The 24,914-nt window shown below is 33.1% G+C and carries 30 protein-coding genes; 20 read left to right on the plus strand and 10 right to left on the minus strand.

Translation table 11 applies throughout. From position 1 onward, the window contains the following. Positions 1-64 precede the first annotated feature (64 nt). The 16 genes from QZN33_RS09270 to QZN33_RS09345 all read left to right on the plus strand — a co-directional run bounded on the left by QZN33_RS09270 (position 65) and on the right by QZN33_RS09345 (position 13,417). Positions 65-340, plus strand: a complete 276-nt coding sequence (locus tag QZN33_RS09270; protein ID WP_296791447.1) for a zinc ribbon domain-containing protein — start codon at positions 65-67, stop codon at positions 338-340. A 121-nt stretch (positions 341-461) separates the two neighbouring features. Beyond that, positions 462-854, plus strand: coding sequence for a hypothetical protein (locus QZN33_RS09275; protein WP_296791449.1), 393 nt, complete (start codon positions 462-464; stop codon positions 852-854). A 57-nt stretch (positions 855-911) separates the two neighbouring features. Beyond that, entirely contained in the window at positions 912-2,360 is a 1,449-nt protein-coding gene (locus QZN33_RS09280) for an asparagine synthase-related protein (RefSeq protein WP_296791452.1), read from the plus strand. Between the two features lie 343 nt (positions 2,361-2,703). Beyond that, positions 2,704-2,919, plus strand: a complete 216-nt coding sequence (gene gatC, locus QZN33_RS09285; protein ID WP_296791455.1) for an Asp-tRNA(Asn) amidotransferase subunit GatC — start codon at positions 2,704-2,706, stop codon at positions 2,917-2,919. An 11-nt stretch (positions 2,920-2,930) separates the two neighbouring features. Further along, complete coding sequence (locus tag QZN33_RS09290; RefSeq protein WP_296791458.1) at positions 2,931-3,416, plus strand: amino acid-binding protein; 486 nt, start codon at positions 2,931-2,933, stop codon at positions 3,414-3,416. A 9-nt stretch (positions 3,417-3,425) separates the two neighbouring features. After that, the gene (locus tag QZN33_RS09295; protein WP_296791461.1) at positions 3,426-4,445 is read left to right on the plus strand and encodes a homoserine dehydrogenase; all 1,020 of its coding nucleotides are present in this window, start codon (positions 3,426-3,428) and stop codon (positions 4,443-4,445) included. A gap of 29 nt (positions 4,446-4,474) precedes the next feature. After that, the gene (locus QZN33_RS09300; RefSeq protein ID WP_296791464.1) at positions 4,475-5,686 is read left to right on the plus strand and encodes a cofactor-independent phosphoglycerate mutase; all 1,212 of its coding nucleotides are present in this window, start codon (positions 4,475-4,477) and stop codon (positions 5,684-5,686) included. Further along, the gene (locus tag QZN33_RS09305) at positions 5,687-6,322 is read left to right on the plus strand and encodes a flavodoxin family protein (protein ID WP_296791468.1); all 636 of its coding nucleotides are present in this window, start codon (positions 5,687-5,689) and stop codon (positions 6,320-6,322) included. It begins immediately after the preceding gene. 4 nt (positions 6,323-6,326) lie between these two features. After that, positions 6,327-7,682 (plus strand): MATE family efflux transporter, encoded by a 1,356-nt coding sequence (locus tag QZN33_RS09310; protein WP_296791470.1) that lies wholly within the window; start codon positions 6,327-6,329, stop codon positions 7,680-7,682. A gap of 65 nt (positions 7,683-7,747) precedes the next feature. Next, complete coding sequence (locus tag QZN33_RS09315) at positions 7,748-7,915, plus strand: hypothetical protein (RefSeq protein WP_296791473.1); 168 nt, start codon at positions 7,748-7,750, stop codon at positions 7,913-7,915. An 8-nt stretch (positions 7,916-7,923) separates the two neighbouring features. After that, the gene (locus QZN33_RS09320; RefSeq protein ID WP_296791476.1) at positions 7,924-8,703 is read left to right on the plus strand and encodes an alpha/beta hydrolase family protein; all 780 of its coding nucleotides are present in this window, start codon (positions 7,924-7,926) and stop codon (positions 8,701-8,703) included. Positions 8,704-8,836: 133 nt separating this feature from the next. Continuing rightward, on the plus strand, positions 8,837-10,465 hold the full coding sequence (locus QZN33_RS09325) for a CTP synthase (RefSeq protein WP_296791479.1): 1,629 nt from the start codon (positions 8,837-8,839) through the stop codon (positions 10,463-10,465). A gap of 93 nt (positions 10,466-10,558) precedes the next feature. After that, positions 10,559-11,425 carry a prepilin peptidase gene (locus tag QZN33_RS09330; RefSeq protein WP_296791481.1) on the plus strand — a complete coding sequence of 289 codons (867 nt, stop codon included), beginning with the start codon at positions 10,559-10,561 and terminating at the stop codon, positions 11,423-11,425. Then, positions 11,425-11,850 carry a class III signal peptide-containing protein gene (locus QZN33_RS09335; RefSeq protein ID WP_296791484.1) on the plus strand — a complete coding sequence of 142 codons (426 nt, stop codon included), beginning with the start codon at positions 11,425-11,427 and terminating at the stop codon, positions 11,848-11,850. Before QZN33_RS09330 ends, QZN33_RS09335 begins: the two co-directional genes overlap by 1 nt. Positions 11,851-11,924: 74 nt before the next feature. Beyond that, a complete protein-coding gene (locus QZN33_RS09340; RefSeq protein WP_296791488.1) occupies positions 11,925-12,731 on the plus strand; it encodes a hypothetical protein in 807 nt (268 codons plus the stop codon). A 5-nt stretch (positions 12,732-12,736) separates the two neighbouring features. Next, positions 12,737-13,417 carry a TIGR00289 family protein gene (locus QZN33_RS09345; protein WP_296791491.1) on the plus strand — a complete coding sequence of 227 codons (681 nt, stop codon included), beginning with the start codon at positions 12,737-12,739 and terminating at the stop codon, positions 13,415-13,417. Positions 13,418-13,419: 2 nt separating this feature from the next. Here the strand turns inward: QZN33_RS09345 and QZN33_RS09350 are convergent, their stop codons facing one another. The 3 genes from QZN33_RS09350 to QZN33_RS09360 are packed head-to-tail and all read right to left on the minus strand — an operon-like array spanning position 13,420 to position 15,091. Continuing rightward, on the minus strand, positions 13,420-13,959 hold the full coding sequence (locus QZN33_RS09350) for an AAA family ATPase (protein ID WP_296791494.1): 540 nt from the start codon (positions 13,957-13,959) through the stop codon (positions 13,420-13,422). Further along, complete coding sequence (locus QZN33_RS09355; RefSeq protein WP_296791497.1) at positions 13,959-14,696, minus strand: phosphopantothenate/pantothenate synthetase; 738 nt, start codon at positions 14,694-14,696, stop codon at positions 13,959-13,961. The genes QZN33_RS09350 and QZN33_RS09355 overlap by 1 nt, the downstream gene beginning before the upstream one ends. Positions 14,697-14,707: 11 nt before the next feature. Next, complete coding sequence (locus QZN33_RS09360) at positions 14,708-15,091, minus strand: hypothetical protein (protein ID WP_296791500.1); 384 nt, start codon at positions 15,089-15,091, stop codon at positions 14,708-14,710. A 303-nt stretch (positions 15,092-15,394) separates the two neighbouring features. Between QZN33_RS09360 and QZN33_RS09365 the strand changes: the two genes are divergently transcribed. Both QZN33_RS09365 and QZN33_RS09370 read left to right on the plus strand, forming a co-directional pair. Then, positions 15,395-16,441, plus strand: a complete 1,047-nt coding sequence (locus tag QZN33_RS09365; RefSeq protein ID WP_296791502.1) for a ribonuclease H-like domain-containing protein — start codon at positions 15,395-15,397, stop codon at positions 16,439-16,441. A gap of 1 nt (position 16,442) precedes the next feature. After that, positions 16,443-17,948, plus strand: a complete 1,506-nt coding sequence (locus tag QZN33_RS09370; RefSeq protein WP_296791505.1) for a HEAT repeat domain-containing protein — start codon at positions 16,443-16,445, stop codon at positions 17,946-17,948. Here QZN33_RS09370 and QZN33_RS09375 read toward each other — a convergent pair. Further along, the gene (locus QZN33_RS09375) at positions 17,943-18,701 is read right to left on the minus strand and encodes a ferredoxin (protein WP_296791507.1); all 759 of its coding nucleotides are present in this window, start codon (positions 18,699-18,701) and stop codon (positions 17,943-17,945) included. The genes QZN33_RS09370 and QZN33_RS09375 overlap by 6 nt on opposite strands. Before the next feature lie 118 nt (positions 18,702-18,819). Here QZN33_RS09375 and QZN33_RS09380 point away from each other — a divergent pair, with 118 nt between their 5' ends. Continuing rightward, positions 18,820-19,848 (plus strand): M42 family metallopeptidase, encoded by a 1,029-nt coding sequence (locus QZN33_RS09380; RefSeq protein ID WP_296791510.1) that lies wholly within the window; start codon positions 18,820-18,822, stop codon positions 19,846-19,848. Positions 19,849-19,971: 123 nt separating this feature from the next. Here QZN33_RS09380 and QZN33_RS09385 read toward each other — a convergent pair whose 3' ends face one another. The 3 genes from QZN33_RS09385 to tsaA form a co-directional block, all read right to left on the minus strand. After that, positions 19,972-20,229, minus strand: a complete 258-nt coding sequence (locus tag QZN33_RS09385; RefSeq protein WP_296791513.1) for a hypothetical protein — start codon at positions 20,227-20,229, stop codon at positions 19,972-19,974. 38 nt (positions 20,230-20,267) lie between these two features. Next, positions 20,268-21,206 carry a hypothetical protein gene (locus tag QZN33_RS09390; protein WP_296791516.1) on the minus strand — a complete coding sequence of 313 codons (939 nt, stop codon included), beginning with the start codon at positions 21,204-21,206 and terminating at the stop codon, positions 20,268-20,270. A gap of 349 nt (positions 21,207-21,555) precedes the next feature. Continuing rightward, entirely contained in the window at positions 21,556-22,041 is a 486-nt protein-coding gene (gene tsaA, locus QZN33_RS09395; protein WP_296791519.1) for a tRNA (N6-threonylcarbamoyladenosine(37)-N6)-methyltransferase TrmO, read from the minus strand. Positions 22,042-22,422: 381 nt separating this feature from the next. Here tsaA and QZN33_RS09400 point away from each other — a divergent pair, with 381 nt between their 5' ends. Further along, positions 22,423-22,629, plus strand: a complete 207-nt coding sequence (locus tag QZN33_RS09400) for a molybdopterin-binding protein (protein ID WP_296791522.1) — start codon at positions 22,423-22,425, stop codon at positions 22,627-22,629. A 357-nt stretch (positions 22,630-22,986) separates the two neighbouring features. Here QZN33_RS09400 and QZN33_RS09405 read toward each other — a convergent pair whose 3' ends face one another. From QZN33_RS09405 to QZN33_RS09415, 3 genes are read right to left on the minus strand one after another with little or no spacing between them, the layout of a single operon-like run. After that, a complete protein-coding gene (locus QZN33_RS09405; protein ID WP_296791525.1) occupies positions 22,987-23,424 on the minus strand; it encodes a molybdenum cofactor biosynthesis protein MoaE in 438 nt (145 codons plus the stop codon). 51 nt (positions 23,425-23,475) lie between these two features. Further along, positions 23,476-24,009 carry a nicotinamide-nucleotide adenylyltransferase gene (locus tag QZN33_RS09410; RefSeq protein WP_296791528.1) on the minus strand — a complete coding sequence of 178 codons (534 nt, stop codon included), beginning with the start codon at positions 24,007-24,009 and terminating at the stop codon, positions 23,476-23,478. 11 nt (positions 24,010-24,020) lie between these two features. Continuing rightward, positions 24,021-24,725: a hypothetical protein gene (locus QZN33_RS09415; protein WP_296791531.1), complete on the minus strand. Its 705-nt coding sequence runs from the start codon at positions 24,723-24,725 to the stop codon at positions 24,021-24,023. Between the last annotated feature and the right edge of the window lie 189 nt (positions 24,726-24,914).

Raw genomic sequence — 24,914 nt, forward strand, 5'->3', positions numbered from 1 at the left:
TCTTCAAATGCTCTATGCATTGATTTAAATACTGCTATGTCAAAATATATTAAGAGGTGATATAATGAATGATTTTGAAAATCAAAAATTCTGTCAATCCTGTGCAATGCCTTTGTCAGATAATCAGCTCTTTGGAACCAATGCCGATGGCACTAAAAACGAAGACTATTGCATATACTGCTTTAAAGATGGAGAATTCACATCTGACATTTCCATGGATGAAATGATGAATTTTTGCATTGAAAAAATGGTAGAAGTTCACCCGGAAATGGACAAAAAACAGGCTTCTTTTATGATGAGAGAAGTATTTCCAAAATTAAAAAGATGGGCAAAAGATTAGTTTCCCATCAAACTTTTTTTTTCTTTTTGTACCAAACTATATAATGTAAAAAATAGTATATAGTATAGGAGTTTTAAATATGAAATTGTGGAATCCTATCGCTTTTTTTATTAGTCTAATAATGAGTATTATAATGCCGTTGATTTTTGCAACCCCTATGGGAATGCCTGTTGAAATCTGTTTTCTGATGTGGCCGGTCAGATGGGTTGTAGCTTACTTTTTAGTTAATCTGATTGTTCATCCTTTAGGACTTAAACTGGCAGGTAAAATCTTTGGATTTAAATTAGGAATGAAAACAGGACTGTGGAATCCATTGGCATTTTTCATAAGTTTAATAATGAGTTTCATTATGCCTTTGATATTCGGAGTTCCTATAGGACAGCTGCCTGTTGACATGCTGATTTATTTATGGCCAGTCAGATGGGTTGTAGCGTACTTCATTGTAAGTCAGGCGGTTAATCCGTTGGCATTTAAGCTTGCCGGTAAAGTATTCGGATTTAACCCTATGAAATAGCTAAATTTATAAATCTATTTTTCAATATTTAATTATAAGTTAGGAGATTTTGATATAATGAGTTCTATAGTTGGTTTACAGGGTAATGTTAAAGCACAAGACATCATAAAAATGTTGAAAGCCTCTAAAAACAGAGGTCCTGATGCATCAGGAATTTATCTGGATAAAGTTTATGAAAACATTGATTTGGATGAGTTTTGTGATGATAATGATTATGATCTGGCCCTTGGGCACAATATGCTTTCAGTCTATGATAAAAATGAACATATATCTAAAGTGCAGCCTGTATCCGATGATAATCTCATTCTCGTTTTAAACGGCTCATTGTATAATTTTCCAACTATCAGAAACTTCCTCTCCAAAGTAGGTGTTGAAGCTGAAATCACATCAGATGCAGAAGCGATATTATATTTGATTGGTTTTTATGCTGAAAAAATGGACCTTCTCAAGGCATGCTCTGCTGCAGTAAGATTACTTGACGGTGATTATGCCTTTGCAGTCTGGGACGGTGAAAACCTGGCAATAGTCAGAGATCCGTTAGGTGTAAAGCCACTATTTTACGCACAAAAGGACGGTTTAAACGGATTTGCATCTTCCAGAAATGCACTAAAAGAAGTCGGATTTAGTGACATTAACACCCTGAAACCTGAACATATACTCTATAACTGGGAAGATATAGCTCCGGCACAGGCTATTTATGAAAAGGTCTTTGAAGGGGACGTTGCTAAAATAGACAAGATGTTAAGGTTAAGTCTTGTTACAAGAGTTGCTGATTTAAGGGAAGTGGGAGTGATATTCTCAGGCGGCCTTGACAGTTCATATCTTGCCCTGCTTTTAAAGGAAATATCAGAAAACATACCTCTGAAAATCAAATTGTATGCTGTAGGTGTGGAAGGCTCAAAAGATGTTGAAGCCGCAATATATGCATCTAAGTTCCTGAATATGGACCTGGAGATATTCACACTGACAGAAGAAATGATACGTGAAGCATTGCCTGGTGTAGTAAATGCAATCGGTGATGATAATCTGATGAAGGTTGGAGTAGGTCTTACAACATATTTTGCAACAAAAATGGTGGCTGAGGACAATATCACAGTTGCAATTTCCGGACAAGGTGCAGATGAGCTTTTCGGAGGATATAAAAGATACCTTAAAAGCTTTGTTGACGGAACACTGAACTATGATATCCGTGAAGACATCTCCAACATGTATCATGTAAATCTTGAACGTGATGACGCATGTTCCATGTTAAACTCAGTAGAGGTAAGATTGCCGTTTTTAGATAAAAAACTGGTAGAGCTGGCCTTAAACATTCCTGACAACAAAAAAATCGTATCAATGCATGATGACATGAGAAAAAGCATTTTAAGAAAACTGGCATTTGAAGAAGGCCTTGACTATGAAATAGCATACAGGCCTAAAAAAGCAGCCCAATACGGGACAGGCATTGATAAAGTTTTACGTAAAAAAATAATAAAAGACACAAATCTGGCTCAGTTTTTATAAACGATGCTGTATTTTTTTCTTTTTAAAAATAAATGTATGATATTTTTTCCATAAATATTTTTCAAATATTTAAGTTGCACTGATGTTAAAAATACGTGTGCAATGAATAATGTTTTGCATGAATTTGATATAGTTTAATTTCTAAATGATATTGATTTTCTTTATAATTTTTAATAATTATTTTCTTCATTCAATTTAGCAAATTAATTTTTTAAGAATTTTTAAAATTTAATTAGAAAATTGAACAGTTATTGTCAGTTATTTTTTTCAAAGTAATCTTTAACTTTATAAATGGTAAAATACATAATAATAATATTATTTATTATTATGGGAGTTTATTTTAATGACAATCGAAAAAGATGCAGAAGATATTATAGAAAAATTTTCAAAAATTTTAGAAGACATTCCGGATTCAGATGAAACCTGGTACATTACAGATAACTTGAATTTAACCCGTGGGGATGAATCTCACGAGAAAAATCCGGAAAAAATATTAAGAAATGCTCGTATTGACAAAGACGGAAATCTAGTAGTTAAAAAAGCAGATTGGACACATTAAGAGTGATTTAAATGAGAATGAACTTAGTTTTAGAACTTTTAGATATTCCTGGCCAGTTAGTTTCAGTACTGGAACCTATTGGTGTTCTTGGGGCAAATTTAGTCACAGTAATCCATAAAAGAGAATTGAAAAATGAACAGGGAATGGTTCCGGTTCACATTACAATAGAAGGCGAACGTGAAAACTTATTTAATGTTATTGAGAAATTTGAAGAGTTAGGATTTTCTATTGTTGAAATGGATGGTGTGGTCAAAAAAGAAATAATCAGTACAATATTATACGGCCATATTGTTGATCAGGATTTAAGAGACACTATGGACAGGATTAATGAACTGAAAGGCGTTGTAATTGTTGGATTTGATATTAAATTAGATGGTGAAAAGGAATCCACAGCATTAATTAACATAGAAACTGATTATGGATTGAAAAAATTTGTATTTGAAAAAATTAGAGAAATCGCTGATGAAAAACAGCTATTGATGATTAATGAAGTTTAAGGGATTATTATGGATGAATGTAAAGTCATTATCATGGGATTTGGTTCAGTAGGTCAAGGTGTAGCCAATGCAATCTCCATGAAAAAAGATTTAATTAAAGAAAAAACAGGAGTAAGCGTAAAAATTGTCGCTGCTGCTGATTCATCTTCATCTGCAATATCTGCTGATGGATTGGATGAAAAATTATTGGTGGAAACAAAAAACAATGAAGGAAACTTATCTACTTATCCTGAATTTGGTTCAGATAAAAACGGTGAAGATGTTTTAGATGCTGTTGAATATGATTGTCTTATCGAAGCAACTCCTACTAATATCGTTGATGCAGAACCAGCATTTTCACTAACTCTTAAAGCTTTTGAACAGGGAAAAGATGTTGTAACTTCAAATAAAGGTCATTTGGCTCTTAAATTTAAAGAAGTAACTGATGCTGCAAAAAGGGCTGGTGTTGAATTCAAATATGAAGCTAGTGTCGGTGGAGCAATGCCTATTATTAATTTCGCAAAAGAAACATTGTCCTCATGTGACATCAAATCAATTATAGGTATTCTAAACGGTACAACCAATTACATTTTATCAAGAATGACTTCTGAAGGTACTTCATATGAAACAACCCTCAGAGAATCACAGGAATTAGGAATAGCCGAAACAAACCCTACACAGGATGTTGAAGGTATTGATGCAGCTTGCAAAACTGTTATTCTTGCAAATTCCCTTTTAGGAATCAATGCTACATACAGTGACGTTGAAGTCAAAGGAATTTCAGATATTAACTCTCAAGCTATTGAACTGGCTAAAAAAGATGATTATTTAATCAAATTAATAGCTGAAGTATCTCATGACAATTTAAGAGTATCTCCACGTTTGGTTAAAAGAGGAAGTTCCTATGATGTTGGAGGAACTTTAAACATGGCTACAATCCACACAGATTTAGCTGGAGATGTAACTGTAATGGGACTCGGAGCAGGATCTATTGAAACTGCTTCTGCGATGTTGACCGATTTAATTAGTGTTTTAAAAAATAAAAACTAATTAATTTTTTTTACTTTTTTTTTGATAATATGAAATATGTAATTTTTATCCCTGACGGGTCTAGTGATTATCCTGTTGATGAATTAGATGGAAAAACTCCTTTAATGGTTGCTAAAACTCCAAATATTGATAAATTGGCTAAAGGTGGTTTTGGAGGATTTACCAACAATGTTCCTGCACAGTACACACCGGGTTCTGATGTTGCAAATATGAGTATCTTCGGATACAATCCTGCAGACTACTACACCGGCCGTGGGCCTCTTGAAGCAGGCAGTGAAGGCATTCCTACAACACCAAAGGATGTAATATTCAGATGCAATACAATATTCAGTGAAAACGATGAAATGGATGACTTTAATGCAGGCCATATTTCCACTGAAGAAGCAGATGAGCTGATGAAAGGATTGAACGAATACTTCACCAAAAAATACCCTGACTTTAAAGGCAAATTTTACACAGGTGTAAGCTACAGACATTTGTTCATTTATTCCTGTGACAGCATTGAAGATGCAGAAATACTATCCAGCATCAAAACAATGCCTCCTCATGATATTGCAGGTGAAAAACTGGTTGATAACTTATTTGGTGACTGTGAACTTGCTCATGAAATCCAGCAGATAATGTTTGAATCAAAAGAATTCCTAAAAGACCATGAAGTTAATCAGAAAAGAGAAATTCCTGCAAATATGATATGGCTATGGGGACAGGGAGTAACACCAACCTTGCCGAACTTTGAAGAAACCTACGGAATCACCGCTTCAGTAATAACAGGAGTGGATTTGCTTAAAGGAATCGGCAACTTTGCTGGAATGAACATTGTCAATGTTCCTGGAGCAACAGGATACTTTGATACAGATTATGAAGCAAAAGGAAAATATGGAATTGAAGCTTTAAAAGAAACTGACCTGTTATTGATTCATATTGAGGCACCTGATGAAGCGGGTCATGCTCAAAATGTTGAAGAGAAAGTCAAAGCTATTGAAAGAATTGATGAATTTATCGTCGGACCGATTATTGAAAGTCTGGAAGGTGAAGATTTCAGAGCTGCAATATTGCCTGACCATCCGACTCCAATAAGCGTAGGAACACATACCCGTGACGATGTACCTTTAATAATCTATGATTCAGCACGTGAAGGCGATGAATGCGAATCATTTGATGAAGAAGGAGTTAAAAAAGGTTCACTTGAAAATAAAAAAGGACATTTTCTAGTTCAAAGAATGATATCAGGAGATTTTTAAATGAAAGTTATACTTGTTAACGGAAGTCCAAACAAAAACGGATGCACTTACACTGCACTTACATATGTTGAAGAAACATTAAATGAAGCAGGCATTGAAACAGAGATATTCTGGATTAAAACAAAACCTATACTGGGATGTACTGCATGTTCAAAATGTCAGGAAAAAGGGGAATGCACATTTGATGGAGACGTCGTAAATGAGTTTGTCAAAAAAGCTTATGATGCTGACGGATTTATCTTCGGATCTCCTGTTTATTATGCAGGTGCAACAGGTTCAATAACTTCATTTTTAGACAGAGCATTCTATTCAAACTCAAATGGAGCTGGTCTTGAAGCATTCAAACATAAACCGGCTTCCGTAATATGTTCTGCAAGAAGAGCAGGAACAACAGCAACTTATGACCAGTTAAACAAATACCTTGGAATTTCACAGATGCCTATAATTTCATCATTTTACTGGAACATGGTTCATGGAAACACTCCCGAAGAAGTCAAACAGGATGCGGAAGGCCTTGCAACCATGAGACAACTGGGACGCAACATGGCATATTTCCTGAAATGTATTGAAGCGGGCAAAAACGAAGGAATAACTCCTGAAGAAGAACCAAAAATAGCCTTTAATTTTATCAGATAAAATTATGAATATTTTCAAGACTCCTGAAGGTTACCTGTATACAAACAAGGCATTGCTCTACCTGTTCATTCCTCTGCTGGTAGAATATGCTTTGGAATTTTTTGTAGGTCTTGCAGATTCCATTATGGTTGCATCTTTGGGTGAAGCTGCAATTTCAGGAGTTTCCCTTGTCGATTTTTTAATGCAACTACTTATTTTTTCTTTTTCAGCTCTTGCAACGGGAGGTGCTGTTGTAGCAGGGCAGTATCTGGGTGACAATCAAATTGATAAAGCTCAAAACTCAGCAACACAGCTGGTATGGTTTTCAACAATTCTCTCCTCAGTGCTGATGATTTTAGTAATCATTTTAAGGCAGGTACTTATTGGCGTACTTTTCGGACAAATTGAAGCCGACGTATGGCACAATGCGGACATATACCTTTATATAGTTTCCCTGTCAATACCGTTCATTGCAATATATAATGCGGGAGCGGCAATTTTCAGAACAACTAACAATGCAACCCTGCCGATGAAAATCATGCTGATATGTGATGTGCTGAATGTGGTGGGCAATGCATTCTGCATATACTATCTGGGCTGGGACGTCAGAGGGGTGGCCATTCCAACGGTAATATCAAGGATACTGGCTGCAGTTGCAATATTGCACTTTGCAGTTGATGAGGACTACAAACTGCATATTAAACGGACTTTAAAACATAAATTTGATACTAAAATACTTAAAAAGGTATTGCAGGTAGGTATTCCATACGGTATTGAAAACGGATTGTTTCAGCTTGGAAGAGTCCTGATTTTAAGTCTTGTTTCAACATTTGGAACAATGGCAATAGCAGCAAACTCCGTAGGTTATGCAATAGGAATATTTTCAGTCCTGCCCGGTTTTGCTATTAATTTGGGTTTGACAGCAATTATTTCAAACTGTGTCGGCGCAAACGATTACGAACAGGCAAGATACTACAACAAAAAATGTCTTATTATTGTTATTGTATCTCACATTGTCATCAATCTGGTGATATTTGCAATTCTGCCTTTGATTTTAGGAATATACAACCTCTCAGACCAGACTGCGGTAATGGCGTCTGAAATGATTATATGGCATGGAATTTTTGCAATTATAATATGGCCGTTGTCATTTACTGTACCTGCAACATTCAGAGGTGCCGGTGATTCAAAGACAGTAATGTACATAAGCCTTGCTGTAATGTTTACATGCAGAATTGCTCTTTCCTATGTCATAGCTGATTGGATGGGTGTTGGAGTATTTGGAACATGGATAGCAATGTTTGTTGACTGGTATGTTAGGGCTGCGATTTATATTTATAGATATTTCTCAAATAAATGGACTGAATACAGGGTAGTTTAATCTGAAAAATTTTTATACTATTGCAATTAAATTTTTAATCAACTGAACATCTTGAGGTTTTTATCATGACTGAACAGAAAAGTACATATGATAAAGTTGTAGGTTTAATAAACTTAAGCGATGCACAATTTAAAGTAATTACTGACAATCAGGCTTTAATAATGAAAAATCAGGAAATACTATCAAAACAGTTGGATGAGATTAATCTTAAGTTGGATAAACTGTTAAAATAGGTGTTTTGATGGTTCTTTTTAGAGGTGATGTCAAATCCAAAAGTCTGCAGAGAAGAACATCCATCAGCGTAATTCTTCCTGCCGACAATATTCATTTTTTACAGGATGCCGAAGAGATAGTTCCAAAGCCTTACCGGACATTATACCTTCTTCATGGCCTGTACGGCAGTGATGATATATTTCTTGCAAATACTTCAATTCAGAAATTTGCAGAAGACAATGGAATAGCTATTGTCATTCCATGCGGTGAAAACAGTTTTTATGTCGATAATGTTAATGCACATGCTCTTTACGGAGAATATGTGGGTCAGGAACTTTTGGACATTACAAGAAACATATTTCCACTTTCAGATAAAAGAGAAGACACTTTTATTGCCGGTTTTTCAATGGGTGGTTATGGCGCTATCCGAAACGGATTGAAATACTCTCAAAACTTCTCAAAGATTGGAATGATTTCAGCCGCTTTAATAACCGATGATATTGTTGGATATTCCAGTGATGACAATGTTTTGAGGTCCAGACCATTTTATGAATCTATTTTCGGTAATCTGGATGAGCTTGAAGGTTCAGATATGGATCCCAAAGCTTTGATTGAAAACTGCAGTGACATTCCGGATATTTTCATGGCCTGCGGTAAGGATGACTTTTTATATGATAAAAATACTGATTTTTACGATTTTTTAAAAACCAATAATGTTAATGTTGATTTTGTTGAAGCTGAAGGTGAACATACATGGGATTTTGCCGATAAATATGTTAAAGAATTCATCAAAACATTAACTTTATAACTTTTTTTTGACAAAATGGTCATTACTAAACCGAAATGCTATTTCAAACAAATTCCATAATTGGAAAAGCAATATGCAACTTATTTTATAAAGCAGATTAAATTTTTATATATTAGTAAATACTAACATTATAATGTTATTAATATTAGGAGAGGTTTCATTGACAAAGTATATTATTATAACTGGTGGGGTTGTAAGTTCCATAGGTAAAGGAATCACTTCCGCATCTATGGGTAGAATATTAAGATCATACGGTTTAAAAGTTTCAGCTATTAAAATTGACCCTTATCTGAACTGGGATTCTGGAACACTCAATCCATATCAGCATGGTGAAGTATTCGTTACTCACGATGGAATGGAAACTGATTTGGATTTAGGTCACTATGAAAGATTTTTGGATGTTGAACTTGATGGAATGGCAAACATCACAACCGGAAAAGTATACGAATCCGTAATCGCTAAAGAAAGAGAAGGCGGATACTTGGGTGAATGTGTGCAGGTTATTCCGCATATAACTAATCGTATAAAAGAAATGATTAGAGCCAACTCTGAAAGTGCAGATTATGATGTGGTTCTGGTGGAACTTGGTGGTACCGTTGGAGATATTGAAAGTCAACCTTTCCTTGAAGCTTTAAGACAACTCAGAAACGAGGAAGGACGTGAAAACGTCATGTTTGTCCATGTTACATTTATTCCCTACCTAAATGCAGCTGGAGAATTCAAAACCAAACCTACCCAACACTCTACAAAAGAATTAAGAAGTGTTGGAATAAATCCTGATGTTATTGTATGCAGATCACAGGTCCACATTGATGACGCATTGCTTGGAAAAGTCGCTCACTTCTGTGATGTGGATGCAAGCGCTGTTGTAAACACTCCTGATGCAGGTACAATCTATGAAGTGCCTTTAGTTCTTGAAGACAAAAACATCGGTGAGTTGATTGTCAACAGAATCGGTCTGGATATTGAACCTGACTCATCCAAACTTGATGAATGGAGAAAAATTGTCGAATCTCTCAGAATATCTGACCCTGAAGTTACAATAGGTATTGTCGGAAAATATGTTGAACTGGAAGATTCATATATCAGTATCCGTGAATCACTGCTTCATGCTGCTGCAAGCATTGGTGTTAAAGCTAATATAAAATATTTAAGTTCAGATGTTGAAGAACTTGACAAGGATGCATTAAAAGAGTTTGACGGTATTCTCATTCCTGGAGGATTTGGAGAACGTGGTTTTGAAGGCAAATTGGATGCAGTTGATTACGCAATTGAAAATAATGTTCCTTTATTCGGAATCTGTCTTGGAATGCAGTCAATGGTAACTCAGTTTGCAAGAAGAAACGGTTATGCTAATGCAAACAGCTCTGAATTTGATGATGATTTAGAATTCCCTGTTATTGATATGATGGAAGAGCAAAAGAAAATCAAAAACATGGGTGGAACTATGCGTTTAGGTTCATATGACTGTAAAATCATTGAAGGAACTAAAACTTATGATGCTTACGGTGAAATCGATATTGAAGAACGTCACAGACACAGATATGAATTCAACAACGATTTCAGGCAAGACTTGCAGGAAAAAGGTTTAATAATTTCCGGAACCAGTCCTGATGACTTTTTAGTTGAAATTGTAGAAATTCCAAATCATCCATGGGCTGTTGGATGTCAGTTCCATCCTGAATTCAAATCAAGACCTAACAGGCCTCATCCATTATTTAAAGCATTTTTAGAAGCTATTTATAAGTTTTCTAAAAATTAATTTTTCTTTTTTTGTACAATATTACAAACTAAAATCAATTTAACGAGTTGAATTTCTATCTAATTAATATTATAGTTTGTATAATCTATAATCATGAATTTCAGTGTAGTTTTTTTAATTCAGATTATAGTCATAATTTTATTTTCCATTCTGGCATCAATTTACGATGTTAGGAAGGGTTTTGTTCCCGACAGGTTAAATTATTTTTTGATAATTTTTGGTGTATCTTCGAATTTAATTTTAACATTATTTACAAGTAATGTTAAATACGTTTTAGCTTCAATTATTTCAATGGTTATCACCTATGTTATAGCTTATATGTTATGGCAATTGCATATGTGGGGTGGTGGTGATGTAAAATTATTCACTTCAATCGCTACAGTTATACCATTTGGTTTAAATGGGGAATTTTTCAATGTTTTTCCTCTGCTGTCAATTTACCCATTTGCATTTACGGTAATATTTAACAGCATTCTGGTTTCATTTCCTTTTCTGGTTATATTTACAACCCATTTGATTCTAAAAAACAAAGCTGTTAAAAATAATGTTGATTTGCTGGTAAATGTCTTTAATTATCAGTCTTTAAGGACGCTTATAAAAACAACACTTAATAAAACTGTCATGGTAAAAGATCTTAAAGAGGGAATGATTGTAAACAAGTACAGTTTTAATGATGAGCATATCTGTGAACTTATAAAAGAGTCAGAGGGCAATTTAAAAGTTTATGATAGTCCTGATGATAATTATAAATATTATTTCAAATCAAAAAGTGCAGGTGGTCTCACTGATAAGGACGTGACTCTCCTGAAGCTTTTATGCCTTCAGAAATTTATCGCAAAATCAGTTTGTGTAAAAATTTCATTTCCGTTTACTCCTTCAATCCTCGTAGGGCTTATTATTGCATTGAGTTTCGGTGATTTGATGATGCTGATTACAAAACATTTTGTGCTGGTGATATGATGCTGGATGACAGAGGACAGGTGTCTTTGGAGTATATTCTGATATTTGCAGTATCTCTGATAATTTTAATTGCATTTACAATGCCTTTTTTAAATGAAACAATGTCAGATACATTTGATGTTAGCGATTCTTTAAAAACAAAGGTGGATTTGTCTAAAATAGCAGATGCGATTAAACATGTTTACGGTGAGGGTGAAGGATCAAAGCAGACAGTAAGCATTGATGTTTATAAGCCGGTTAAGATTGATGTTTCGAATAATCAGATTTCATCAAAAATTAAGTTAAATAATAATCAGTATAAAGTGGAAAAAATAAACGTTCACTCCAAATTAAAAACAGGCACATTTAAACTTAACAAGGGAAAAAATTCTTTAGTTGTTGAATGGCCTGTAGGAAATGAAAACATGATATTGTATGCTGTTTAGTCTATTTTTCATACAAAGCTATTTAACTACTTAATTTTAAATATTTAAATTAATAGAAAATGGCGTGTGAATTTATGGATATTATAATTGCAATAATATATATCGTATTATTTATAATAATGATGGTATTTGTTTTTTCCATAGGTATGATAAGACACTATATGCCTAAAAGAGAACTTGCTTTAGTGCTTGTAGTGGCTTTTTTAATCGGTGCCATTGGAGGAGCATTCTTTTTAGAACCTATATATGAAGAACTGCCTTCCGTAATGAGTACGGTTGAGAAAAATGTACCTGGAAATGAAGAGACATTATATCTGGATTTATCATCATCTATAAATATGGATGAATTAAAAGACACTTTGTCAAAAACTGAAGGATTTGTTTCATTTAAAGAAACATCTATTACGATTCCACTTTGGAAACTTAATGATAAGGAAATCGAATACTTCAATTACGTTTTAGGAAATATTGATTCTCATTTTAAACATTATAATGTTACTAAAGACGGAAAACTTCAAATTGAACTTGAAGAAAACTATTCTTCTTATGATGCTTTAAAATCATTCTCAGACTGGTACAAATTAGTTTATGGAGGTTCTATTTCTTATGCACAGGTTCATGCTGAGCTTGTAGTTTCATCATCTTCAGTAGAATCGTTCCAGCAAAAATTGCTTGATTATGGTGTTGTGCCAAGTAAAATGGATGGACCAGTTCAAAACAGTATCAACAATACAAACAGCTCAATGCTTCCGAATTATCAGTTTGTTTTAATTACTGGTGTAGTCGGTGTTATTGTTGCCGTGCTTGGAATTTACTATGATTCCTTTGGAGTATTTTCCAGAAGATTTAAAAGATTTGTAAGGGAAAAACGTAAAAGGTAAAATTTATGAATGCTTGTGTATTGTTTTCGGGCGGAAAGGATAGTACAATGGCACTGTATTATGCTTTAAAAGAGGGAGAAGATGTCAGATATCTTCTTTCCATGAAATCCCGCAATGATGAATCATATATGTTTCATGTTCCGAACATTCATGTAACCGATTTGCTTGCAGAAGCCCTTGATATTCCGATAATGTCTGTTGAAACTGACGGAATTAAGGAAGAGGAACTCAAGGATTTGAAGCAGGCATTTGAAAACCTTAAAAAATTGGGTGTGGAATGCATATACACAGGCGCACTTTACTCACAATATCAAAAATCAAGAATAGAAAAACTTGGAAGTGAGGTAGGTTTAAAGATCATTTCTCCATACTGGCATGTTGATGAACTGGAGTATATGAGAGAAATTGTTTCTTTAGGCTTTAAAATAATCATCAGCGGTGTTGCCGCATGGGGTTTGGATGAATCCTGGCTTGGAAGAATAATCGACGATGAAGCAATTGATGAGCTTGTAGGGCTCAATGAAAAATATTATGTTGACATTGCTTTTGAAGGCGGTGAAGCCGAAACTTTAGCCGTTGACGGACCTATTTTTAAAAAGAGATTAAAAATTATAAAAGATAGAAAAGAATGGCACCGTGACAGTGGTGTTTACATTATTGAAGATGCCATTTTGGAAGAAAAATAATTCTACAGTCCGATATCATTTAAAAATTCATCAACTTTTTCTCTGTAGCTTTCCATATCGCTTTCATTGATGATGAGCTTATCTGAAAGTGCAACAACATCTCCGATTCCGAAACCCAGTTCGGTCACATCCCTTTTATGGAAACCTTCATAATCCTGGGAGTCATCTTCTCTGTTTCTTATTTTCAACCTTTCAAATCTGAGAGTTTCATTTGCAAAGATTGACAGAATAAAGAAATCGCTGAAGTTTTCCTTAAACATTTCCACTTCATGCAGGCTTCTTATTCCTTCAATTATTATAAGCTTGTTGTTTTCATCTTCTTCCAGTTTTTTAATCTTTTTGATTGTCAGTTCGGAAACGATGTCATTTCCAAATTCCTTTCTCAAATTGACTGCGGTTTCCTTTGTACTTTCTCCTCTTTTTTTGGCTTCTTCTCGTATAATGTCGCCCATACTGACGATAATTGCGCCTCTTTCGGTTGCCATTTCAGAAACTAAAGCTTTTCCAGATCCAGGTAAACCTGATATACCCATTACTTGCATCATAACCCTCTTTTAATATGTTCTAAACTTTCTTTAAGATTTTCATCATTATCAAATTCATTAACCATTTCCATTAAATCTTCTCTTTTCTGTGTCTTTAAGTCTTCGGCTATTTTTGTCATAAAAGGAATGGCCCTCACTATATTGTCCATTATTGAAACATCTGACATTTTTGAAGTTCTTGAAAGAGGGTTTAAATCAATGGTAATTATATTTTTTCCACTTTTTTTAAGTATTTCTGCTCGATCTCCATCTTCAAGAGGAATCAAAATTGTGTCGGCGGTATATATTCCTGTTTTACTGGCTGATGCACGATTGTTAGGGATATCGTTTAAATATTCTATGTCGTCATCCAGACTGCCCAGAATTTCAGGATATCCATGGTCTTTGTATAATTTTGTAAGTAGTCTTACTCTCTCATCAGTCCTGTAAAAAAGATTTATTTCAATTTTAGCGTTAAGTACTTTGGCTAAGTCAATCATTTCATCAATGGCTAAAGCTGTTGCATTTCCATTGACTGAAATAACTGGATTATTTGATAAAAGTAATGCTGCAACGGCAACGTACATTGCTCTTTTTGCAGGGTAAACTGTGGTTTCTCCAATTAAATAATCAAAAGCTTCTCCTCTTCCATGGGCAATCATTGCAGAATCTGCAAGATAACCTTCCTTTGAAGCTTTAACGATTTTATCTCTAAGCAATAATGATTCATAACGTGGATGAGATTTTGGTATCATTTTCTATCTCCTTATTTTAAATCTATACTCATCTGGGCAAGATAGCCTAAGAATGTTGTAATCAGTAATGTCATCACGATTGTTGAAGTGATATGAAGGGAATAATTCATAAAAATCAGATTTCTATAGGAAGTTCCGATTAAAAATATATTGTCCAGAATTAAATCTATGATTATAAAAATGACTCCGAACATAAATCCTTCTATAACTTCATTTTCATTTATATTTCTGATGTATAGTATTCCAAAAAAGCCGATTAGTATTATGGACAGTATTGGAACTATGACATTTACTTCAGGAAGGCTTTTTGTAAAAAAAGGATTTAAAATATATGTTCCTATGTTTAAAAAAATCCATATCAGAACTCCATAGACAATAGCTAATTTCAATTTCATAATCAAACCTTATATTATAATTATGTATGAAAATCTTATAAGTTTTTCTAAATTGGAAATTTTTCAAAAAAAGAGTAAATTGGATGGTTAGGTAGCTTCGTGTTTGCTACCTAACAACTTGTTTTTACAAGCTTTTAGAGAAATGAATTTTAAAATTTGGCTGTTTAATCTATCTCTCTGGCTACATTGTAGCCAAATTTTATATATGTTTTTATAGTATATAAATTTACTTATAATTTATAAAAAATCAATTAAACTTTATAAAAAAATTATATATAATTTGATAAACAGAAATTAATCTGAATGACAGGCTATGACGAAATGGAAATGTATCTAAGAAAAGTTCTTTCAAATTCGATTTCTTCTGCAAATCCTTCCAAGGAAGCTAAACAAAAGGCGAGAAAACTTTCACCATCTTACTTTGAAGATTACAAGCAAAGGCTTCTAAATGAGTGGAGCGGTAAAAATGTGGAGGATATTGATAACTCTGAAGTTATTTCAACTTCCTTTGGAGATACATTAAGGATAACTCATGAAGAAAAAATCGATTTTAAGATTTCAGACAATGATTTTAAAAATCAAATCAACAGAAATCTTAAACTGCTTCCTAAAATCGGTTTGAAAACCGAGCAAAATCTTAAAAATAAAGGATACACAACAATAGAATCCTTGAAAAATCATGACAGGTATGCAGATATCGCCACCAAGTTTGCAAGTCGGATTGAGGATATGTCATATGCTGAAATCATTGACCTGTTGGATACTAATCGTTATAGCAAAAAATGCAGAGACAATATAATCAAATCAATAAGTCTGACAGATAAGGAGAACTTCAAATTTATGGATATTGAGACATTAGGTCTTTCCAATGTTCCATTGATACTGATAGGTGTTGCAGAAATCAAAAAAGATAAAATAATTACTTCACAATACTTTTTAAGACGTATTTATGAAGAGCCTGCAGCTATCGAGGCATATCTTTCCCATCTCGATGAGGACTCTGTACATGTCACATTCAACGGAAAAAGCTTTGATGTGCCTTTTATCAGAAACCGGTGTTTATATAATCGGGTCAGGCTTGACTACAGGCTGCCTCATTTGGATTTAATGTATTTTGCAAAAAACTTATGGTCTGATAATCTTCCAAACTGCAGACTGCAGACTATTGAAAAAGAACTTTTCGGTATTGAAAGGCAGGGTGATGTTCCAGGACAGTTCATTCCCGGATACTACAATACCTACATATCACAGGACAATATCGGGCCAATAGTTCCGATTATAGAGCATAACCGTCAGGATATTGTTTCATTAGCATATTTTCTGGAGAAAATGTATGAGGATGTAAATTAAAATGGGATTTTTTGACAGATTTAAAAATAAAGAAGAAAAAAAGCAAAAAGCAGATATTCCGGATGAATCACAGATTGACCCGGAACAGCTGGCTTTAAAGGAAATAGCAGTCAACAGTAAAGACAGAAATCAAAGAGCAATCGCAGCAGACAGCATAACTGACCAGTATGTTGCACTTGATATAGCAAAAAATGTTAAAGACCGTGCTATCAGACTTATAGCAGCAAATAAGCTTAAGGATGAATCTCTTTTATGGGATGCTGCTGAAAACTCAAAATTCTTTGACGTTAGAAGTTTTGCCTATGAAAGGCTGGGTGAGAACAACAAATCAATATCTGAAATCGTGAAAAATACAAAGAAAAACAGGAATGTTGATGAAATATTTGAAAAGATTGTTGATGAAGAAACTCTCGAAGACATAGCAATCAATGCAATCGATAAAAATTACAGAAGGCTGTCTCTGGAAAAGATAGAAAGTCCTGAAATTTTATACAATCTGGTTTTTAAGGCCAACGATACATCAATTAGAAAATCCGCAATAAACAAGGATAAATTTGTAAGCGAGGACATTCTTCAAAAGGTAGCTATTGAAGATAAGGACGAAGCAGTTAAAATTGCTGCTGTCAAAAAGATTAAAAATGAGGAAACACTTGCAAAGATTGCAATAAATGAGGATAACGCCAAAATAAGATCACTGATATTTACAAAAATAGAAAATGTGGGCATCCTTAAAAATATAGCTTTGGATTCTGATAAATCTGACGTAAGGCTGGATATTGTAAATAAACTGGATGATGAGGAATTGTTAACACAGATTGCCTTAAACGACTGCGATAAAATTGTCAGAAGTGAAGCTGCTAAAAAACTCACAGATGAAAAGGTTTTACTTGATATAATCAACAACGATGATGACAGGTTTGTAAGACAGATTGCCGTTAAAAACATTAATAATACTCAGGAATTAATAAACATTGCATTAAATGATGAAGACCAGTTTGTAAGAAACCATGCTATGTCCAATCCTGCTTTAAATGATGAAAAAGATTTTACATATATTGCAATCAATACAACTCATGAAGAAGTGGCGCTCCAGGCAATGGAACACATAACTGATGAGAATAATTTCATTGATATTCTAAAAAATGCAAAGTTGGATAATATTAGAAAATCCACATTGGATAACATTGACGATTTGGAAACATTAATCAGAATAGTTCTTGCAAATGAGGATGAGGAATTCTCACTGAAAGCATTGAATAAAATCAAAGTTGAAAAATGCCTTATTAAAATATATGATCAGGGAATATCTGAAAAAATCTCTGTCAGAGCAGTTTCATTAATAAGAAATCAGAAGGAATTGACTAAAATCGCTCAAAACGATGACTCATGGAGAGTCAGGGAAGCGGCCTGTAAAAAAATAGTAAGTAAAAAAGTATTAAAGGACATATCCATTTCCGATGAAAACGAATATGTCAGAGCAGTGGCCAAAAAAAGAATGAAATTATAAGTAAAATTCAGGTTCTTTTCTCTCACTGTTTGCATTTTCAAATTCAGGCTTTTTGGCTTCAAAAGCTTCTCCTGAAAACATTCTGGCATCTTCAGGACAGATATGAATACATGCGCTGCATCTTGAGCATAAGTCTAAATCAGTATCAATCGGATCATCGTCCGGAATTGCATTTTCAGGACATGCTGAAACACAGTCATAACAGAATGCGCATAATGTTTCATCACAGCTTACGGTAAATGGTAACTGTTTGTAGTCCACATAAGGTCTGTTTCCAGGAATCTCAGAGCTTAAACCTTCACCTGATTTGATTTTTTCTGCGCATTTTTTAGCAAAATCATTAATCTTTTCAAGATCATCGAAATCAGGTCTTCCAACTGCAACACCATCAAAGATTGAATGGTGACTGACGGTTGAAGCTGCGGCAACAACATTGAAGCTGTTTTCTTTAAGCAAATCCACTAACTCAAGAAGGGCATCTGTAACATGAGCATTACCATAGTTTACAACAGCAATTGCAGGTGTGTTGTCTCCTTTGATTTTTTCCAATCTTTCTCTTGCGGTTTTAGGTATTCTTCCTGCAAAAACAGGCATTCCCACTACAGCAATGTCATCAGATGAAAACTCTTTTTCGCTGTTGAAATTCAATAAATCAAAACTCTCTTTTTTGTAACTGAAATTATTTGCAATTTCCTCAACCACTTTTTTAGTTGTAGATGAAGGACTGAAAAATATTTTTTCTATATTTGCCATACTCTCACCGTATTAATCATTGTTTTTAAATGCATTTAAATTTTTAGAGTTAACTTAATTATTCCATGAATAGAAATTATTTAATATCATTAAAACAAAAAAATTATTTGGTGATACGATGGAATTAATGAAAGAGCTATCTTTAGCACCAGGGGTATCTGGTTCAGAAGAAGAAATAGCTAAAATTATTACACGTGAATTAGAAGATGTAGCTGATAAAATCGAAATAGACAGTATGGGAAACTTAATTGCTACAAAAAAAGGTGAAAAGAAAGCACCTACAGTAATGCTCGCTTCCCATATGGATGAAATTGGTTTGATGGTTAGATACATTGACGATAATGGATTTATTAATTTTTCAACAATCGGTGGAATTAACGACCAGATGTTAATGAATCAAACTGTAACAATACATTCCTCTGTTGGAGAAGATGTTGTTGGAGTAATCGGTTCAAAACCACCTCATGTAACAACTCCTGAAGAAAGAAACAAGGTTGTCAAAGCTAAAGACATGTTTATTGATATTGGAGCAAAAGACAAGGAAGAAGCTGAAAAGATGGTTAGAGTCGGAGACAAAATGACCTTCAATTCTTTATTTGTCGAATATCCAAACAACAGAATCATGGGAAAAGCTTTAGATAACCGTGTCGGATGTTATGTTATGATGGAAGTCTTAAAAAGAGTAGATACCAGAGCTACTGTCTACGGTGTTGGAACCGTACAGGAAGAAGTAGGTCTTAAAGGAGCTAAAACTTCCGCATTCAAATTAAACCCTGATCTAGCAATTGCACTTGACGTTACCCTGTCCGGTGACCATCCTGGAATCAAACCTGATGAAGCACCTGTTGTAATGGGTAAAGGTCCTGCTATTATCCTTGCAGATGCAAGCGGAAGAGGTATTTTAACCCAGCAGTCTGTAAAAGATATGTTAATTAAAGCTGGAGATGAAAACGAAATTCCATATCAATTGGAAGTCAGTGATGGTGGAACAACAGACGGAACTGCAATTCACTTAACCCGTGAAGGAATTCCAACCGGTGTTTTATCCGTTCCTACTCGTTACATACACACTCCTGTAAGTGTATGCAGTATGGATGATATTGAATATACTATTCAATTAATTACTGAAGCTATAAACAATTTATAGCTCTTTTTTACTTTTTTTACATTAAAATTAAGGTTGAAATGATTTTTTTTACCTTCGGGTGAGTTTAAATCATCTAATTCATTTAATTGTTTTAGTTTTTTCTTGTATTCTTGTTCATTTTTGTTAAGTTGATTTATTTGTTTGTTCATTTTTGTTAAGTTGATTTATTTGTTCTGATTGGTTTTCTAGTTCTTTTGTTTGTGATTTTATTTGTTTTGATTGGTTTTCTAGTTCTTTTGTTTGTGATTTTATTTGTTTTGATTGGTTTTCTAGTTCTTTTGACTGTTTTTCGATTATTTTGTCTTTTTTATCTAGTTCTTCACCGTATTCGTCGTAAACTAGTTTTTGTATTTCGCTTTCGAAGTGTCTCATATTAATCATTTATTTTAATTTAAAAAGAGTTTTGATGTGATTTAGTATCACATCATAATTAAAGTTGAAATGATTTTTTTACCTTCGGGTGAGTTTAAATCATCTAATTCATTTAATTGTTTTAGTTTTTTCTTGTATTCTTGTTCATTTTTGTTAAGTTGATTTATTTGTTGGTTTTCTAGTTCTTTTGTTTGTGATTTTATTTGTTTTGATTGGTTTTCTAGTTCTTTTGATTGTTTTTCGATTGTTTCGTCTTTTTTATCTAGTTCTTCACCGTATTCGTCGTAAACTAGTTTTTGTATTTCGCTTTCGAAGTGTCTCATATTAATCATCCCTAGCAATCTGCTTTGTTTTTCATTACTTTTAAAGTATTTCAATACCATTCCAGTTAAAATAGCTCCAACATCTAATTTTAAAAGTTCATCTTCAATTTTTGCGTCATTAAATATTCTTATTAGTTTTTCAGTCACTTCAGGAGCATATTTTTTGGAAATAAATTTCGGTACAAAAGCCATATCCAATGCTTCTCTGCCAGTTAATTTTTTCTTATGTTTGACTTTACATATAATATTTTCATACTTTTCCCATAGCTCCTCTTGGGGAAAGTAGAAATAATGGATTTTGATGTAAAGTGAAGAAGAATATTCATAGTATTCAAATTCTTTTTTCGGGTCTTTGTGGCATAATACTGCTAAATATACCTGACTTAAATATCTGTAACTGAAAAATATTACATATTTTCCAAATTTATCCAATGTAGTTGGGGTAATGTCTCCACTTTCTTCTTCAAGATTAATAATTAACCCCTCATCGTTGACATATATTTCATCTGCTCTTGCGACTTCTAAATTCGGAAACGTTATTTCCTGAGGCATTCTTATTTTTAATTCACCTGGCAGTCCCAAATACTGATGTTGACGTATGCTTTGAGCTAGTGAAATATATTTCATAGTCCGATCATTAATGTGGTAAATTTTTTCCACCATTTTTTAAATCTCCATCAATTTTTTAATTGAGATTTCTAGAAATCGCTAATATCTGCTCATGAGTGATTAATTATTATTAAAAACAATTTATATAAACTTATCTCATTTTAAAAGTTCATATTGACTTTATTTTATAATTTAACACTTAAATATTATTATTTAGATTAAATTAAAATCATTTTTGCTTTTAAAATGAAATCTGGTAAAAATAATGCTAATTTGTATTAGTTAAACATTAAAAAAAGAATATTTGATAAATTATTTGTGAATTGATGATGTATTGTTTTAAATAAAGTTTGAAAATGTAAAAAGTAGTGGGTAAATAAAAAGGAATGTTTAAGTATTCCTTTTATTTGAATCTGTCGTCTGATTTTTGTGATTTTGCTTTTTGGTGTTTTGTTTCAAACCAGCCGATTTTAAGCTCGTCAATTGTATCTTCATATAATTGAGGAACATACGGTTTGATATCAAGCAGAGGTGTTCCGTCCAAAATGTCCACATTTTCGATGTAAACTGTATTTCCTTCGACATTTTTTACTTTAACAACGCTCATTCCAATACGGTTTGGCCTTTTAGGAGATCTTGTTGCAAATACTCCATGAGTGTTATTGTCCATGAACGGTTTGACCTCAAGCATGTATCCTTCTACTTTGTGAAGCAGATAGATTAAATGGATATGTGAAAATCCTTCTAAATCTTTAAGACCGTCAATATATTTATCTTTAATTTCAATTGTTCCTTTAATCCCTTTTGCGCCTGTTGGCTGAATTGGCATTCCTTCAATCTCTGTAAATTCTGTGTGAATGGTACCAATTGATTCTAATTCTATCTTCATGTTTGATATTTTTGTTTTATTTTTTTAATAAAATTTTCTAGGTATTTTTTTGAATTTTATGAATTTCGATAGAATTTGTTATAACTTATCTAAATTTATTTAAATTAATATAATTTAGTTAATACTAATTATTATTTAAAAATTAATCTTTTTATTTTTATATTTTATATTTAAGTAATTAATATTTGTTTTTAATAGTTTAATTTTTATATTTTTATTTCGATATGAAGTATTTTCGGTAATCGATTAAATTATTCTTATTTTACATAAAACCGAAACATTTATAAGTAATTCGATACAACAGTATATTGTGAAATACATATGATGTGAAAAATTAACTTAAATATGTAATTCGATATAAATTTTAAGGAGATAATTTAAATGCAACTTAGTGCAAGAAATCAATTACAAGGAAAAATCACAAACATTGAAAAAGGAACTGTAATGGCTAATATTAAAATCGAAGTAACTGAACCTAATGTTATTACTGCTATTATTACCAAAGAGTCTGCTGAAAAATTAGGTTTAGCTGAAGGCGATGACGTTACAGCTATTATTAAATCAACCGAAGTAATTATAGGTAAATAAACCTATTAATTACACTCTTTTTATTCTTATTTTTTCGAAATTAACATGTCACTTTCAAAGATTATGTGATTTGAATTTTTACTATTTTTGTTTGCGAATTTTTTTCACAATATTTTTAAAATATTATTTAAAACTTGATTTTCAATATCTGGTGAAGATGCAGAATACTGGATGTTAAAGTTGATATAATCAATAGCTGATTTTTCTTTTTGATTTAAATTAATTGGGTTTCACTTTAACGTCAGGGTTTTCAGATTTGAATTCTGATTTGTGACCTGGATATATATGAGATGGTTTTGGAAAGTGAGTTTTGAATTGGTGATGGCTATTGGTTAGGATATTTCTAAAACCTCCGGATTATCCGCCGGCAAGTATTGTTTTAGTTCCTTCTTCGGAAATTTCTTCTTTTTTAAATTCGACATCATATTTTACTGTTTCAATAACTTCTTTTAGTGCATCAAGGGTTTCTCCACGATGAGCTCCTAAAACTGCAACTAAAAACAGCATGTCGCCGGTGTAGAACTCTCCGATGTAGTGTACAACTGAGATTTCATGAACATTATATTTGATTTTAGCGTTTTCAGCAATCTTTTCGATTTCCTTTTTGGTTTTTTCCTTGTCGGGAGTTGTCAATATCAACTTTTTAAGGTTCATATTTTCTTCTTTTCCACGTACTATTCCTTCAAATGTGAAGATTGCACCGGAATAATCCACTTTGTTGGATTTTTTCAATTCATCGATTAAATCAGCGGTTGTGATTTTATCTTCTTTTGCTTCAATGACTCTTACGACCATTATTTCATCTCCAGTATAATAATATAATTAAATTAATATAAATAACTATTGTTATATGTCACTAATTTCCTTAACTGACAAATTTTTTATTCTTTCAATACCATTTATTTCAGCTATAACGTCTGCTGTTGCCTTTGGAACCAGTTCCTGCCAGTCATCATCTTCAAGAATGCGTTTTCTAACTTCAGTTCCGGATAAATGAATGCGGTCATAAAGAGGTGGCTGTCTGACCTCAAATCCTTCCTCTGAAAATAACTGCTTGACTAAAGGATTTCCTGAATAAACGATTGAAAAAGGAGGGGTTAACATTTTCACATGTGAAACCCAAATGGCATTGAAATTGATGTCCTGCATTGGAATAATGTAGTATCTGCTTGAATCGACTCCGGCATCAGCCAGTGCCTGTGACATCATAACGATTCGCTCACCTGCAGTAAAAGGATCTTTCAGCTCATGGCTCAGCTGTGCGCTTCCGATACCTATAATGATTTCATCAACTTCATCTAAAATCTTACTAATGACCTGCATATGGCCATTGTGTACTGGCTGCATTCTTCCTATAAGTATTCCTCGTACTTTTTCCATTTAAACCACACTCATGGATTCAATTCATCTAAACATTTAATTAACTTATCAGCAGTATTCTGTTTTTCACTTAAATTATTTGTAATTGATGTTTCAACTAGTATTGTATTGATACCCTTATTAGCTATAGGTTGTGTTACTTTTTCAGGACTTGTTCCTTCGGTAAAATTGAAATCAACCAGACCAACGCCGTCAGATAACTTACTTATATAATTGTCTATTGTATCTGTTCTGTTTGACAGGCTAAAGAGGAAATTCGAATATTCATAAACCGGATCTATTTCATGTATGTCAGTAACGATAAAAGGGTTGTCCTTTTCAATATTCGGAACGATATATTTGTTGGCCAGTGATTCTCCGGCTGCTCTTGTGTCATCTCTTGAAGTTAGGTTATCTATAGTTTTAACATAATAAATAACGTATTTTTTAGTTAAGTTTTTAGCACCGTTTTCGGAAGTGATATTATATATTGTTCTGTTTACGGCCTCATGAATTTCATGTTCTCTCGGATGGACTCCTAAAATAATCCCAACTGTGTCTTTTGAATTGGTATTGCCTGCAATAATCTTGTAAACAGTACCGTTTGAATCATTTCCAACGGTAGTGACTTCATAGGAATTTTTACCATCATTGGATGTGAATATGATTGCTAAATTAAATATTACAATAGCAATAAGAACCAATACTATTATTTCATATTTGGTTTTCTTATTCATAAGTTTGACCTTATTAAATTTAATATACAAACTTTTGTTTTTATTAATTAAAATACTTTTTTAATCAAAATAAAGTATATTAAACACTTTTATTGAACTACCTCGACCTGTAAGAGGTCGAGGATTCTTACTTCACGGGCTGGTACTTTCCCACGAAAGTAGGATTACCGTGCTATCCCCCCAGTTCCT

The sequence above is a fragment of the uncultured Methanobrevibacter sp. genome (assembly GCF_900314615.1).
Classification (GTDB): domain Archaea; phylum Methanobacteriota; class Methanobacteria; order Methanobacteriales; family Methanobacteriaceae; genus Methanocatella.

Bases quoted from the DNA above. Each gene is read 5' to 3' on its own strand.
- QZN33_RS09315 (WP_296791473.1), top strand. From the start codon at position 7,748: ATGACTGAACAGAAAAGTACATATGATAAAGTTGTAGGTTTAATAAAC.
- QZN33_RS09330 (WP_296791481.1), top strand. From the start codon at position 10,559: ATGAATTTCAGTGTAGTTTTTTTAATTCAGATTATAGTCATAATTTTA.
- QZN33_RS09350 (WP_296791494.1), bottom strand. From the start codon at position 13,959: ATGCAAGTAATGGGTATATCAGGTTTACCTGGATCTGGAAAAGCTTTA.
- QZN33_RS09295 (WP_296791461.1), top strand. From the start codon at position 3,426: ATGGATGAATGTAAAGTCATTATCATGGGATTTGGTTCAGTAGGTCAA.
- QZN33_RS09340 (WP_296791488.1), top strand. From the start codon at position 11,925: ATGGATATTATAATTGCAATAATATATATCGTATTATTTATAATAATG.
- QZN33_RS09320 (WP_296791476.1), top strand. From the start codon at position 7,924: ATGGTTCTTTTTAGAGGTGATGTCAAATCCAAAAGTCTGCAGAGAAGA.
- QZN33_RS09400 (WP_296791522.1), top strand. From the start codon at position 22,423: ATGCAACTTAGTGCAAGAAATCAATTACAAGGAAAAATCACAAACATT.
- QZN33_RS09345 (WP_296791491.1), top strand. From the start codon at position 12,737: ATGAATGCTTGTGTATTGTTTTCGGGCGGAAAGGATAGTACAATGGCA.
- QZN33_RS09375 (WP_296791507.1), bottom strand. From the start codon at position 18,701: ATGGCAAATATAGAAAAAATATTTTTCAGTCCTTCATCTACAACTAAA.
- QZN33_RS09365 (WP_296791502.1), top strand. From the start codon at position 15,395: ATGACAGGCTATGACGAAATGGAAATGTATCTAAGAAAAGTTCTTTCA.
- QZN33_RS09415 (WP_296791531.1), bottom strand. From the start codon at position 24,725: ATGAATAAGAAAACCAAATATGAAATAATAGTATTGGTTCTTATTGCT.
- QZN33_RS09360 (WP_296791500.1), bottom strand. From the start codon at position 15,091: ATGAAATTGAAATTAGCTATTGTCTATGGAGTTCTGATATGGATTTTT.
- QZN33_RS09410 (WP_296791528.1), bottom strand. From the start codon at position 24,009: ATGGAAAAAGTACGAGGAATACTTATAGGAAGAATGCAGCCAGTACAC.
- tsaA (WP_296791519.1), bottom strand. From the start codon at position 22,041: ATGAAGATAGAATTAGAATCAATTGGTACCATTCACACAGAATTTACA.
- QZN33_RS09300 (WP_296791464.1), top strand. From the start codon at position 4,475: ATGAAATATGTAATTTTTATCCCTGACGGGTCTAGTGATTATCCTGTT.
- QZN33_RS09275 (WP_296791449.1), top strand. From the start codon at position 462: ATGAGTATTATAATGCCGTTGATTTTTGCAACCCCTATGGGAATGCCT.
- QZN33_RS09305 (WP_296791468.1), top strand. From the start codon at position 5,687: ATGAAAGTTATACTTGTTAACGGAAGTCCAAACAAAAACGGATGCACT.
- QZN33_RS09310 (WP_296791470.1), top strand. From the start codon at position 6,327: ATGAATATTTTCAAGACTCCTGAAGGTTACCTGTATACAAACAAGGCA.
- QZN33_RS09405 (WP_296791525.1), bottom strand. From the start codon at position 23,424: ATGGTCGTAAGAGTCATTGAAGCAAAAGAAGATAAAATCACAACCGCT.
- gatC (WP_296791455.1), top strand. From the start codon at position 2,704: ATGACAATCGAAAAAGATGCAGAAGATATTATAGAAAAATTTTCAAAA.
- QZN33_RS09380 (WP_296791510.1), top strand. From the start codon at position 18,820: ATGGAATTAATGAAAGAGCTATCTTTAGCACCAGGGGTATCTGGTTCA.
- QZN33_RS09390 (WP_296791516.1), bottom strand. From the start codon at position 21,206: ATGGTGGAAAAAATTTACCACATTAATGATCGGACTATGAAATATATT.
- QZN33_RS09270 (WP_296791447.1), top strand. From the start codon at position 65: ATGAATGATTTTGAAAATCAAAAATTCTGTCAATCCTGTGCAATGCCT.
- QZN33_RS09325 (WP_296791479.1), top strand. From the start codon at position 8,837: ATGTTATTAATATTAGGAGAGGTTTCATTGACAAAGTATATTATTATA.
- QZN33_RS09280 (WP_296791452.1), top strand. From the start codon at position 912: ATGAGTTCTATAGTTGGTTTACAGGGTAATGTTAAAGCACAAGACATC.
- QZN33_RS09290 (WP_296791458.1), top strand. From the start codon at position 2,931: ATGAGAATGAACTTAGTTTTAGAACTTTTAGATATTCCTGGCCAGTTA.
- QZN33_RS09370 (WP_296791505.1), top strand. From the start codon at position 16,443: ATGGGATTTTTTGACAGATTTAAAAATAAAGAAGAAAAAAAGCAAAAA.
- QZN33_RS09355 (WP_296791497.1), bottom strand. From the start codon at position 14,696: ATGATACCAAAATCTCATCCACGTTATGAATCATTATTGCTTAGAGAT.
- QZN33_RS09385 (WP_296791513.1), bottom strand. From the start codon at position 20,229: ATGATTAATATGAGACACTTCGAAAGCGAAATACAAAAACTAGTTTAC.
- QZN33_RS09335 (WP_296791484.1), top strand. From the start codon at position 11,425: ATGCTGGATGACAGAGGACAGGTGTCTTTGGAGTATATTCTGATATTT.